We start from the raw sequence: 12369 nt of genomic DNA, 5'->3' as shown, positions 1-12369 counted from the left end.
AGGATGCCAACTATTTCTGTGCGAACAGCAACAGGAAGGCATCATGGAACTCGGGCTTTATACATTCGCGGACGTGGATCCGAATGCGATCGACAAGGGTGCCGAAGGACGGCGGCGCCTCGCCAACCTTCTTGAGGAAATAGAGCTTGCCGATCAGGTCGGGCTCGACGTCTTCGGCCTCGGCGAGCATCACCGCCCGGACTACGCCGCGTCAGCGCCGGCCGTAATCCTGGCGGCCGCCGCCTCGCGCACCAGCAGGATCCGGTTGAGCAGCGCCGTGACGGTACTGAGCTCGGACGATCCGGTGCGGGTCTTCCAGCAGTTTTCGACACTCGACCTTCTCTCCAACGGCCGCGCCGAGATCATGGCGGGCCGAGGTTCCTTCATCGAGTCCTTCCCGCTCTTTGGCCAGTCGCTCGACGACTACGACCAGCTCTTCTCCGAAAAGCTGGATCTGCTGCTGGCGATCCGGGAGGGCGAAAAGGTTACCTGGTCAGGTAAGTTGCGTCCGCCGATCGACGACCGCGGCGTCTATCCGCGTCCGCTGCAGAATCCGCTGCCGCTCTGGATTGCCGTCGGCGGTACGCCGCAGTCGGTCGCGCGGGCCGGCGCGCTCGGCTTGCCGATGGCGCTTGCGATCATTGGCGGCGAGCCCCGCCGTTTCGCGCCGCTCTTCGACCTCTTTCGCGAGGCGGCGCGCCGGGCCGGGCGGGACGTCGCGAAACTGAAGACGAGCATCAACGTTCACGGCTTCATCGCCGACACGACGGAAAAGGCGGCTGACCAGTTCTACGGACCGCAGGCGGAGGTAATGAACCGCATCGGCCGAGAGCGCGGCTGGGGGCCGACGAACCGCGCCCACTTCGACCAGGCGCGCAGCCCGACCGGCAATCTTTTCCTCGGCGATCCCGAGACGGTGGCGGAAAAGATCGTTGCGCATCAAAAACTCTTCCGCAACGATCGCTTCCTCCTGCAGATGGCGATCGGCCCGATGCCGCACGATCAGATCATGCGTGGCATCGAGCTTTACGGCACCAAGGTCGCGCCGCTGGTCCGGGAGAGGCTGGCGGAGGAACGCCGATCGCAGCCTGCCGGCGCCTGAGCCTCCGTGGTCTCGGCACTGGCATATGCCGGGTCGGCACGCTACATGTGGCCGCGAAAGCGAGACACCATGACCCTCAACAACGACGAAGATCTTGAGCGGCTGAAGGAAATCGGCCGCATTTGCGCCAATGCGCTTCAGACCATGACCGCGGCCCTCGAACCCGGCATCACCACGGCGGAACTCGACGCGATCGGCCGCAAGGTACTGGAGGATGCGGGCGCGCGTTCGGCGCCGGAGCTTTGCTACAAGTTCCCCGGCGCGACCTGCATCAGCGTCAACGAGGAAGTCGCCCACGGCATCCCCGGCGCCCGCGTGATCCGCGCCGGCGATCTCGTCAATATCGACGTTTCGGCCGAGAAGGACGGGATCTTTGCCGATACGGCAGCTTCCTTTCCGGTGCCTCCGGTGACCGCGGCAATCGACCGGCTTTGCCGCGACGGCAAGCGCGCGATGTGGGTCGGTTTGAAGCAGGTACGCCCTGGTCAATCCTTGGCGGCGATCGGCAATGCCATTGGCGATTTTGCTCGCAAGAACCGCTATTCGCTCGTCACCAATCTTGCAAGCCACGGCATCGGCCGATCGCTGCATGAGGAGCCGGGCGAGATCGCCACTTGGCCGGACCCGTCCGAGCGGCGGCACATGACCGATGGCATGGTCTTCACGGTCGAGCCGTTCCTGTCGATGGGCGCCCACTGGGCGGAAGGCGGAGACGACGACTGGACGCTCTACAGCGAACCGCGGGCGCCGACCGTGCAGTATGAACATACCGTCGTCGTCACGCGCAGCGGGCCGCTGGTCGTGACGCTGCCGGGGTGACGCACACCCCGATCCGGTGGATCATTCGATTTCGTCAACAGGACGTTCAAATATAGTCATTTGTCGTTTTCTTGCTGCGGTGCAATAAGACGACCATGAGCACGCTTCACAAATTGCCGGACCGCGACCATGTCCCTTCGAAGCAAGCCGGTGCCGGCCTTCATAAGGCAGGGCACCCGGCAAGCAAAGAGTCTCTCGCGCATCCCGCCTCGGGCGGCAATCTCGCGGCAACGGCGATCGCCGGTGCCATCGCCATGGCGGTCGCCATGGGATTCGGCCGGTTTTCCTACACGCCGATCCTGCCGGCGATGATGGCGGATGCGGGGCTCTCGCCACGAGATGCCGGACTGATCGCGTCGGCGAACTTCGTTGGCTATCTCGCCGGCGCCGTGCTTGCGGCCTATGGCTGGGCTCATGGTCGCGAACGGGCGATCGGCCTCGCTGCACTCGTGGCGACGACGCTGCTGCTCGCCGCCATGGGGGTGACGACCTCCGTGCTCGCTTACTCCGTCATTCGTTTCCTCGCCGGTCTTGCCAGCGCCTTTGCGATGATCTTCATCTCAGGGATCGTGCTGGGAGAGGGGCTGCGCGCCAGATCGGAGCATGTACCGTCGGTGCATTTCGGCGGCGTCGGCCTCGGCATCGCCCTTTCCTCGATCTGTGTCTGGGCCGCGCCGCTCGCTTCAGCCGGTTTTTCCACGTCGCAGGCCGACTGGTTCACCGGTGCGCTCGTCGCGCTTGTAGGCACAGTCGTCGTGGCTGCGCTGCTGCCGCGCGGTCGTCATGCCGCGAGCGGGGGTGAACGCGAAGGGCCGCTGACGTGGACGCGGCCGTTGACGGCCATGACGCTTACCTACGGCTTCTTCGGCTTCGGCTATGTGATCACCGCCACGTTTCTTGTCGCCATGGCCCGTGATGCCAGCGGCGGCCACAGCGTCGAATTCCTCGCTTGGCTGCTGACGGGTGCAAGCGCCGCGGTCTCGGTTTATCTCTGGCGCTTCGCGGTGCCGCGCTTCGGGCTCGCGGGCGTTTACGCCATCGGCCTGCTGGTGGAGGCCGCGGGGCTGGTTCTGACCGTCTCGTTGCCCTTGCCCTTCGCGCCGCTCGTAGGCGGCCTGATGCTTGGCGCCACCTTCATGATGATCACCGCCTATGGCCTGCAGATCGGCCGGCGGCTTGCGCCACAAAGCCCGCGCCGGGCGCTTGCCCTGATGACGGCAGCCTTTGGCATCGGCCAGATCGTCGGGCCTCTCGTCGCCGGCTGGCTTGCCGAACAAACCGGCGATTTTACCTTGCCGACACTCGTGGCAGCCGTGGTTCTGTTTTGCTGCGGAAGCGTGGTCGTTATCGAGTTGCGCAAGATCAGCGCCGCCCTGGATCGTTGATTTCCAAGGTCATCCGGCCGATCTGCAGGAAAAATTTGAACGCGCGCAGCTTGATGAATAACAGTAACATTCACATTACCTAATTGTTGCCTAGGGCGAATTGCCCTAGTTTCGGCACATCAGGGGGCAAGTCATTGTCCCTCCTCAGAAGCGAGAGTGCCGCACCTTGTTCCAATCCTTTTTCCCTCAGCCGAAGCAATTCTTCATTTCCGTCGTCGCCTGGTCACTGTTAGCCATTGCCTTCTGGTATGGCTGGGGCGAGAGCCTGGGCGCCGTATTCGGCCTTCCCCCGTTGTCGGTTGATGCGCCGCCGATCGTCGGCATTTCGGCGTTCTGGTCGCCGGCCTTTGTGTGGTTCTATATCTACTTCGGCATCGTCGTCGGGCTCTTCACGGCGTTCTGGTATGTCTATTCCCCGCATCGCTGGCAGACCTGGTCCATCCTGGGCTCGGCGCTGATCCTTTTCGTCACCTATTTCCAGGTTCAGGTCAGTGTCGCGATCAACAACTGGTACGGCCCGTTCTGGGATCTGGTGCAGGCCGCGGTCTCCAAGTCGGCCACCGTGACCGCTGAGCAGTTCTATGGCGAAATCGGCACATTCCTGGCGATTGCGATGGTCGCCGTCGCCGTTGCAGTCATGACGCGGTTCTTCGTCAGCCATTACATCTTCCGCTGGCGCACGGCGATGAACGAATACTATATGGCCAATTGGGGCAGGCTTCGCCACATCGAAGGTGCCTCGCAGCGCGTCCAGGAAGACACGATGCGTTTCTCGACCACTGTCGAGGGGCTTGGTGTCAGCCTGATCGACAGCGTCATGACGCTGATCGCGTTCACGCCGGTGCTGATCCGACTATCAGCCAATGTCACCGAGCTTCCGATCGTCGGCATCATTCCCTATCCGCTGGTAACGGCCGCCGTACTCTGGTCGCTGTTCGGCACCGTGTTCCTGGCTCTCGTCGGCATCAAGCTGCCGGGGCTGGAATTCCGCAATCAGCGGGTGGAAGCCGCCTACCGCAAGGAACTCGTCTATGGCGAGGATCACGCCGACCGCGCCCAACCGCCGGCGGTCGCCGATCTGTTCGACAATGTTCGCCGGAACTATTTCCGGCTTTACTTCCATTATCTCTATTTCAATATCGCCCGCATCTTCTACCTGCAGATCAACAACATCTTTTCGTTGCTGATCCTGGCTCCGTCGATCATCGCGGGCCGGATTTCGCTCGGTGCCTTGAACCAGATTTCCGGCGCATTCGGGCAGGTAACGTCCTCGTTCCAGTACCTCGTCAACTCGTGGCCGACGATCGTCGAGCTTCTCTCGATCTACAAGCGCCTGCGTGCCTTCGAGTCGATCCTCGACGAGGAGCCGCTGCCGCAGATCGACCAGCAGTTCATCGAGGCTGGCGGCAAGGAAGAGCTGGCGCTTTAAGAGGCGGGCATCAGAAGGCGGAGCGATCCGCCTTCTTTTTTGCGCTCTCGATGAGGGGAAGCGCTTCCGCGTAGCTGACGCAGGCGACATCCGGCTTGACGCAGGTCTCTGTCAGGAAGCGGTCGAGCGCGCGCCAATAGGCGCCGCCATTCATCTCGACGAAATGGAAGCCGAGCTGAAGCGGCACACGGCCGCCGTCATATTCCTTACGGAAGGCATCGCGGTAGGCCGCAAGCGTACGTTCTTCGAAAACGGAGCTCTTCTTCTTGTTCTCGACGCCCATCGAATGGCGGACGAAGAGGTTGTAGTCCATGCCGATCACCGGCCGATGCGACGGCCCTTCGGGAATGAGAGGCAGGCCGAAGCGCGGCAAGCCATCCTGCACCGCCGGCCACCCAGGCCCCTTGGTCACAAGGCTTGCGTCATAGGTGAAGCCGAATGTCTTCAATGCTGGCAGCAGGCCGTCGCTCAACGAAAGGTAGGGCGCGCGGAAGCCCTTGACGTCGTTGGTCGCAAAGTCGGCCCAGCCTTGCGGCTCGGCCTCTGCCCTGTCGGCCTTCTTCCAGGCATCGACAAGTGCCTCCCGGGACGCCGTAAATTCCCGCGTCCAATCGGTCTTGCTCCAGCCCTTGCCGTCGAAATGGCCGCAGGCATGGCTGCCGATATCGTGCCCATCGAGATGGGCCTGCCAGATATGGCCGGCGCGCGTCGCGATCTCCTCGCGGCTTTGCGCGAAGCCGACATTGGAGCGTCCCGCCTTCTGGCCCGGTGCCTTGTAGATCTGTTTGCCGTCCGCTCTCGTCATCAGAAATGTGCAGGACAAGAAATAGGTGAAGTGGGCGCCGGTGCGCTTGGCCATGGCGAGGCTCTTCTCCCACAGCGCGTTGTCGTGCGCGCCGTCGAAGGAGACGATAATGAGCTGCTTGTTCGCTGTGGGGTCGGGCGCCGGCAGCGGCTCGGCCGTGGCGAGGGCGGGATAAAGGCAAAGGGAGAGAGCAAGGATCTGGCGCGTCATTCGGGAGGCATCTTGGGAGAATCAGTAAAGGATTTGTTCGTGCCGTCCCTTCTTGAGGATTGCGGCAATCCTTTGATCCATCTGGAAATTCGCGAGCGATATCGCTATGGCTTGGTAAACAAATGAATAATTTCGATCGGTGAAACATGGCGCTTCTCATACTGGGCATTGTGATCTTCTTTGGCATCCACCTCGTTCGAAGCTTCGCACCGGGCGTGCGCAAGGCGGTGATCGAGCGGAAGGGTGTTGGAACCTGGCATGCGATCCACGGCATTTCGGCGGTCGTTGGCCTCGCCCTTATCGCCTTCGGTTTCGACCAGGCGCGCTCGACCACCGGCATTCTCTACACGCCGCCGGTCTTTCTCACCCATATCGCCCTGACGCTGATGCTGATCGCCTGCATCTGTCTCGCCGCGGCCTTCCTGCCCGCCGGCAAGATCCGTGTCGCAACGAAACATCCGGCCATCCTCGCCATCAAGATCTGGGCGTTTGCCCATTTGCTTGCCAATGGCGAGACCTCGTCCGTCCTGCTTTTCGGTGCCTTCCTGGCCTGGGGCGTCGTTCTCCGCATTTCCATGAAGAAGCGCTGGCGAGCCGGCGAGATCAGTTATCCCACCGTTGCTTCCTATCGCTATGATGTCGGCGCAATCCTCCTCGGTGCCGTACTCTTCGTCGCGATTGTCTGGAAGCTGCACGAACTGGTGATCGGCGTGGCACCCATCGCCATCGGCTAAATGATCTTCTCCCCCTTACAAGCGGCGCAAAATCGGGTAGAAGGCGCAAAATTCTCAGCATGAAGGCCGGGCAGCCGGAACACAGGGACATGGCGAACCAAGACGACAGTTTTATCCGCGAGGTCAATGAAGAACTCCGTTCGGACCAGATGAAAGCCATCTGGATGCGCTTCGGCGGCCTGATCGTCGCGCTCGCCGCCTTGATCGTGCTCGGCACCGTCGGTAAGGTCGGTTACGACTATTGGCAGGAAACATCCTCGTCACAGTCGGGAGACGCCTTCCTCGCCGCGCTCAATCTCGCCCGGGATAACAAGTCGGACGAGGCCCTCGCGGCGCTCACGGCTTTGGAAAAGGACGGCTACGGCTCCTATCCGGTGCTGGCCCGGCTGCGGTCGGCGACCCTTCAGGCGCAGAAGGGCGAGACCGAGGCGGCGATCACTGCCTTTTCCGAAATCGGCAAGGATACGCGCATTCCGCCGGCGCTGCGTGACGCCGCGCGCCTGCGCGCCGCCTATCTGCTCGTTGACCACGGAACCTATGAGCAGGTGTCGTCGGAGGTCGAACAACTGGCCGTTCCGCAAAACACGATGCGCCATTCCGCCCGGGAAGCGCTTGGCCTCGCGGCCTACAAGGCCGGCGACTTCGCCAAGGCGAAAAGCTGGTTCCAGCAGATCACCGACGACACCGAGAGCCCGCGCGGGGTCGTGGGCCGTGCGCAGATGCTGCTTGATGTGATCGCGGCGAGCGGAAAAGCCTAGCGCATCGGCCCGAAAATCGGACCCGATTTTCGGAAAGCACGATGCGTAGACTCAAAGAGTTACAGCGTCCTTTGTGCGTCCTAAAGGATGCACGGCGCTGTAAGAGCGGAAACGGAATTTCGAGATGAGTTTTACCGTCGCCATCGTCGGGCGCCCCAATGTCGGCAAGTCCACCTTGTTCAACCGTCTGGTTGGCAAGAAGCTGGCGCTTGTCGACGATACGCCGGGGGTGACCCGTGACCGGCGCCCCGGCGACGCGAAGCTCGTCGACCTCAAGTTTCGCATCATCGATACGGCCGGCCTCGAACAATCGGCGCCCGAAAGCCTGCAGGGGCGGATGTGGGCGCAGACCGAGGCGGCGATCGACGAGGCCGATCTCTCGCTGTTCGTGATCGATGCAAAGGCGGGATTGACCCCGGCGGACGAAACGCTCGCCGAGATGCTGCGCCGTCGCGGCAAGCCCGTTATCGTCGTCGCCAACAAGGCGGAAGCGCGCGGCTCCGATGGCGGCTTTTACGACGCCTTCACACTCGGCCTCGGCGATCCTTGCCCGATTTCGGCAGAACACGGCGAGGGCATGCTCGACCTGCGCGATGCCATTGTCGCAGCGCTCGGCGAGGAGAGGGCCTTTCCGCCCAGGGAAGACGTGGCGGTGACCGATGTCGACATTCGCCCAACCGCTCCGGGCGAGGGGGCCGAGGACGAGGATGCCGAGCCTGCCTACGACGAGACGAAGCCCCTGCGCGTGGCGATCGTCGGACGGCCGAATGCCGGCAAGTCGACGCTGATCAACCGTTTCCTCGGCGAGGACCGGTTGCTGACCGGGCCTGAGGCGGGCATCACGCGCGACTCGATCTCCGTCGAATGGCAATGGCGCGGCCGCACGATCAAGATGTTCGACACGGCCGGCATGCGCCGCAAGGCCAAGGTCCAGGAGAAGCTTGAAAAGCTCTCGGTCGCCGATGCGCTGAGAGCAATCCGCTTCGCCGAGACCGTGGTTGTCGTCTTCGACGCCACGATCCCTTTCGAGAAGCAGGACCTGCAGATCGTCGATCTGGTCCTGCGCGAGGGGCGGGCGGCTGTGCTCGCTTTCAACAAATGGGACCTTGTCGAGGATTGGCAAGCGGTGCTCGCCGATCTTCGTGAAAAGACCGAGCGCCTCCTGCCGCAGGCGCGCGGCATCCGTGCGGTGCCGATTTCCGGCCATACGGGTTATGGGCTCGACCGGCTAATGCAGGCGATCATCGATACTGACAAGGTCTGGAACCGGCGCATCTCGACGGCCCGGCTCAACCGCTGGCTCGAGTCTCAGCAGGTGCAGCATCCGCCGCCGGCCGTTTCCGGGCGCCGCCTCAAGCTCAAATACATGACGCAGGTAAAGGCCCGCCCGCCGGGCTTCATGATCTCCTGCACGCGTCCCGAGGCGCTGCCGGAATCCTACACCCGCTATCTGATCAACGGGCTTCGCAACGACTTCGACATGCCGGGCGTGCCGATCCGGGTGCATTTCCGCGCGTCGGACAATCCCTACGAATCAAAGGCACGCAAGAAGCGCTGATCGGGAGCCGGCGAGCCTCGCCGGCAACTTGTCCCGCGCAGTCAACGACGCGTGCCGGCCATACGCCCTCGATTTCCGGATCGCGCTCGCGCGGACGCCCGGCGAGTGAATATCACCATCGTCGTTTACTCAAAGAACTCGCAAAGATACATCTGCTTGCAGACAGCCGAAACGAGGAGATTTGCCGATGGCGATAGCATCGAGATCAGCGGACGACTGGTGGCGCGGCGCGGTGATCTATCAGGTCTACCCGCGCTCCTTTCAGGATACTGACGGCGACGGTATCGGCGATCTTCGCGGTGTCACGGGGCGGCTTCCCCATATCGCCTCGCTCGGTGTCGATGCGATCTGGCTGTCGCCCTTCTTCAAGTCACCTCAGGCCGACATGGGCTATGACGTCTCCGACTATTGCGACGTCGATCCCATGTTCGGCACGCTTGCCGATTTCGACGCGATGCTCGCGGAGGCGCATCGCCTCGGGCTGAAGGTGATCATCGACCAGGTGATTTCGCACAGCTCCGATCGTCATCCGTGGTTCCTCGAGAGCCGGTCGAGCAGGACCAATGCCAAGGCCGACTGGTATGTCTGGGCCGACCCGAAACCCGACGGGACGGCGCCGAACAACTGGCTTTCGATCTTCGGCGGCCCGGCCTGGGAATGGGACGGCGTCCGCAGGCAATATTACCTGCACAATTTCCTGTCGTCGCAGCCAGACCTCAACTTCCACAATCCGGAGGTCCAGGAGGCCGTGCTCTCGACCGTCCGCTTCTGGCTCGACCGCGGCGTCGACGGCTTCCGGCTCGATACCGCCAACTACTATTTCCACGACCGGAACCTCAGGGACAATCCGCCGCTCGTTCCAGATCCGGACGCAACGAGCCACGATGCGCCGGATGTCAATCCCTATGGCATGCAGGACCATCTCTACGATAAGACCCAACCGGAGAACGTCGGCTTCCTGCGCCGATTGCGGGCGATGCTCGATGAATACAGCGCTCGCGCAACGGTCGGCGAAGTGGGCGACGGCCGCCGTTCATTGAGGACGGTCGCCGCCTACACCGGTGGCCGCGACAAGCTGCATATGTGCTACACCTTCGATTTTCTCGGCCCCGAACTGACGGCAAGGCATATCCGCCGCTGCGTCGAGAATTTTCAGGCGGTGGTCGCCGACGGTTGGGTTTGCTGGGCCTTTTCCAACCACGATGTGATCCGCCATGTCAGCCGGTTCGCACACAATGAAGCCGAGCGGGAACGGGTGGCCAAGCTCGCGATCTGTCTGCTTGCTGCGTTGCGCGGGTCGATTTGCCTTTACCAGGGAGAGGAACTGGGATTGCCGGAGGCGGAACTTGCTTTCGAGGAACTGCGCGACCCCTACGGAATCCGCTTCTGGCCGGCCTTCAAGGGCCGCGACGGATGCCGTACACCGATGGTATGGGAAAAGGAATTGCCCAATGCGGGCTTCTCCCTCGGGACACCCTGGCTGCCGGTCCGCGACGAACAGCGGTTGCTCGCCGTCGATGCGCAGGAGGGCGTTCCGGGATCGGTGCTGGAGCATTATCGCCGAACCCTCGATTTTCGCCGGACGCAGGAACCGCTGCTCGACGGTGACATGGCGTTTCTCACCTTCGACCAGGACATCCTAGCTTTCACGAGGGAGAAGAATGGCGAACGCTTGCTGTTCGTGTTCAACCTCACGCGGGAACCGCAGGAGGTGCGGCTCCCCGCCGATGTGATTGTTCACGAGGCCGTTCCGATGCCCGGCTTCGCACCCGTCTGGCTCGACGACGTCATCGCGCTTTCCGCGCGCGACGTCTTCTGCGGCCGGTTGCGGTGACTGTCAGCCGATCAGCGTGAACGTATCCACATCGACCAGGCCCTTGTCCGAGATCTTCAGGTGCGGGATCACCGGCAATGGCAGGAAGGCGAGTTGGAGGAAGGGCTCCTCCAGCGTCGCGCCGAGAGCGAAGGCGGCTTGGCGCAGGTGATGCAGGGTGTCGCGCACGCGGTCGTAGGGTTCAAGGCTCATGAGGCCCGCGACGGGGAGGGCGATTTCGCCCGTGATGTTGCCGCCGTCGACAACGACGAAGCCGCCCTTGATCTCGCCGAGCCGATTGGCCGCGAGCGCCATGTCCTCCTCGTTAACGCCGACGACGCAGATATTATGGCTGTCATGGCCGACGGTCGAGGCGATCGCCCCCTTCTTCAGTCCAAAACCCTGGACGAAGCCGTTGGCGTGGTTGCGGTTGACGCCGTGACGCTCGATGACGGCCACTTTGATGATGTCCTGGCCGAGGTCCAGCCCCGTCTGGTTACCTTCAGCGGGCAGGTGGAAGCGGCGGTGTTCGGTGATGATCTTGCCGGGCAGGACGCCTATCACCGAGGTCTGGCCTTGCGTGTAGGGAACCGCAAAATCGGCGGCTTTGACTTGGCCAGCCTTGACGCTGTCGAGCCCGACCGGCTCGACTGGCGTGCGCGTCGCGAACAACGCATCCGTTACCCGTCGGCCCGCGGAAAACACGATCTCGGCCTTGCAGTTCTCCAGGCTGTCGATAACGACGAGGTCGGCGCGCCAGCCGGGCGCGACAAGGCCGCGGTCCCTGAGGCCGAAGGCGCGGGCGGCGGAAACCGAGGCAGCGCGATAGATCGCCAGAGGCTCGACGCCGCCGGCGATCGCGGTGCGGATCATGTGATCGAGATGGCCCTGTTCGGCGATATCGAGCGGATTGCGGTCGTCGGTGCAGAGTGCGAGGTAGGGCGACAGCCGCTCGGTGATGATCGGCATCAGGGCATGCAAGTCCTTCGAGACGGAGCCTTCGCGCACGAGAATGTGCATGCCCTTGCGGAGCTTTTCGAGCGCCTCGTCCGCCGTCGTGCACTCGTGATCAGTGCGGATGCCGGTAGCGAGATAGCCGTTCAGCTCCTTGCCGGAGAGAAGCGGCGCATGACCGTCGATGTGGCCCCCCTGGAATGCATCGAGCTTGGCCAGGCAGACGGGATCCTTGTGGACGACGCCGGGAAAATTCATGAACTCGGCGAGCCCGATCACCTTCGGATGGTGGCGGAAGGGCAGCAGGCGCTCGATCGGCAGGTCGGCGCCAGCCGTCTCGAGATGTGTTGCGGGCACGCAGGACGAAAGCTGAACACGGATGTCCATGATCGTTTCCACCGCCGAATCGAGGAAGAACTGGATGCCCTCGGTGCCAAGGACGTTGGCGATTTCGTGCGGATCGCAGATCGCTGTCGTTATGCCGAGCGGTAGCACGCAGCGGTCGAACTCATGCGGGGTGACAAGCGAGGATTCGATATGCAGATGCGTATCGATAAAACCCGGAACGACGATGCGCCCGGCGATGTCGATTTCGTCGCGCCCCTGATAATCGCCGTAAGTGCCGACGATGCGGTCGCCGCAAATGGCGATGTCGGAAGCAATCAGTTCGCCGGTGACGAGATCGAAGAAACGGCCGCCCTTGAGCACGATGTCAGCCGGGGTGCGGCCGACGCCCTGATCGATGATACGTTCCAACATCTCGGACATGCCCACGCTCCGCTTTCTATATTAATTCATGACA

At 62.7% G+C, this 12369-nt stretch carries 10 protein-coding genes; 8 read left to right on the top strand and 2 right to left on the bottom strand.

All coding sequences use genetic code 11. The annotated features are described in order from the left end of the window. Positions 1–43 precede the first annotated feature (43 nt). The 4 genes from QA637_RS12070 to sbmA all read left to right on the top strand — a co-directional run bounded on the left by QA637_RS12070 (position 44) and on the right by sbmA (position 4735). Entirely contained in the window at positions 44–1102 is a 1059-nt protein-coding gene (locus QA637_RS12070) for an LLM class flavin-dependent oxidoreductase (protein ID WP_153438996.1), read from the top strand. Positions 1103–1171: 69 nt separating this feature from the next. Further along, positions 1172–1921 carry a type I methionyl aminopeptidase gene (gene map / locus QA637_RS12065; RefSeq protein WP_153438994.1) on the top strand — a complete coding sequence of 250 codons (750 nt, stop codon included), beginning with the start codon at positions 1172–1174 and terminating at the stop codon, positions 1919–1921. Positions 1922–2175: 254 nt separating this feature from the next. Beyond that, positions 2176–3306, top strand: a complete 1131-nt coding sequence (locus QA637_RS12060) for an MFS transporter (protein WP_153439163.1) — start codon at positions 2176–2178, stop codon at positions 3304–3306. Positions 3307–3472: 166 nt separating this feature from the next. Continuing rightward, positions 3473–4735, top strand: a complete 1263-nt coding sequence (sbmA, locus tag QA637_RS12055; RefSeq protein ID WP_153438992.1) for a peptide antibiotic transporter SbmA — start codon at positions 3473–3475, stop codon at positions 4733–4735. Positions 4736–4745: 10 nt separating this feature from the next. On the opposite strand, the gene QA637_RS12050 is transcribed toward sbmA, so the two are convergent. Continuing rightward, positions 4746–5750 carry a polysaccharide deacetylase family protein gene (locus QA637_RS12050; RefSeq protein ID WP_153438990.1) on the bottom strand — a complete coding sequence of 335 codons (1005 nt, stop codon included), beginning with the start codon at positions 5748–5750 and terminating at the stop codon, positions 4746–4748. A gap of 146 nt (positions 5751–5896) precedes the next feature. On the opposite strand from QA637_RS12050, the gene QA637_RS12045 reads away from it, so the two are divergent. The 4 genes from QA637_RS12045 to bglA all read left to right on the top strand — a co-directional run bounded on the left by QA637_RS12045 (position 5897) and on the right by bglA (position 10634). Continuing rightward, complete coding sequence (locus QA637_RS12045) at positions 5897–6484, top strand: NnrU family protein (protein WP_153438988.1); 588 nt, start codon at positions 5897–5899, stop codon at positions 6482–6484. An 89-nt stretch (positions 6485–6573) separates the two neighbouring features. Further along, positions 6574–7242: a tetratricopeptide repeat protein gene (locus QA637_RS12040; protein ID WP_153438986.1), complete on the top strand. Its 669-nt coding sequence runs from the start codon at positions 6574–6576 to the stop codon at positions 7240–7242. A 124-nt stretch (positions 7243–7366) separates the two neighbouring features. Then, positions 7367–8800: a ribosome biogenesis GTPase Der gene (der, locus tag QA637_RS12035; RefSeq protein ID WP_153438984.1), complete on the top strand. Its 1434-nt coding sequence runs from the start codon at positions 7367–7369 to the stop codon at positions 8798–8800. A 187-nt stretch (positions 8801–8987) separates the two neighbouring features. Then, positions 8988–10634: a beta-galactosidase BglA gene (bglA, locus tag QA637_RS12030; RefSeq protein WP_283061543.1), complete on the top strand. Its 1647-nt coding sequence runs from the start codon at positions 8988–8990 to the stop codon at positions 10632–10634. A gap of 3 nt (positions 10635–10637) precedes the next feature. On the opposite strand, the gene ade is transcribed toward bglA, so the two are convergent. Then, positions 10638–12335, bottom strand: a complete 1698-nt coding sequence (gene ade / locus QA637_RS12025; RefSeq protein WP_283061542.1) for an adenine deaminase — start codon at positions 12333–12335, stop codon at positions 10638–10640. Between the last annotated feature and the right edge of the window lie 34 nt (positions 12336–12369).

Origin of the sequence: Sinorhizobium terangae, from assembly GCF_029714365.1 — a bacterium.
GTDB lineage: Bacteria > Pseudomonadota > Alphaproteobacteria > Rhizobiales > Rhizobiaceae > Sinorhizobium > Sinorhizobium terangae.
This window is presented reverse-complemented; position numbering and strand designations above follow the sequence as displayed.

Excerpts from the sequence above, each read along its gene's own strand:
- QA637_RS12070 (WP_153438996.1), top strand. The coding sequence starts at position 44 with ATGGAACTCGGGCTTTATACATTCGCGGACGTGGATCCGAATGCGATC.
- map (WP_153438994.1), top strand. The coding sequence starts at position 1,172 with ATGACCCTCAACAACGACGAAGATCTTGAGCGGCTGAAGGAAATCGGC.
- QA637_RS12060 (WP_153439163.1), top strand. The coding sequence starts at position 2,176 with ATGGCGGTCGCCATGGGATTCGGCCGGTTTTCCTACACGCCGATCCTG.
- QA637_RS12050 (WP_153438990.1), bottom strand. The coding sequence starts at position 5,750 with ATGACGCGCCAGATCCTTGCTCTCTCCCTTTGCCTTTATCCCGCCCTC.
- QA637_RS12045 (WP_153438988.1), top strand. The coding sequence starts at position 5,897 with ATGGCGCTTCTCATACTGGGCATTGTGATCTTCTTTGGCATCCACCTC.
- QA637_RS12040 (WP_153438986.1), top strand. The coding sequence starts at position 6,574 with ATGGCGAACCAAGACGACAGTTTTATCCGCGAGGTCAATGAAGAACTC.
- der (WP_153438984.1), top strand. The coding sequence starts at position 7,367 with ATGAGTTTTACCGTCGCCATCGTCGGGCGCCCCAATGTCGGCAAGTCC.
- bglA (WP_283061543.1), top strand. The coding sequence starts at position 8,988 with ATGGCGATAGCATCGAGATCAGCGGACGACTGGTGGCGCGGCGCGGTG.
- ade (WP_283061542.1), bottom strand. The coding sequence starts at position 12,335 with ATGTCCGAGATGTTGGAACGTATCATCGATCAGGGCGTCGGCCGCACC.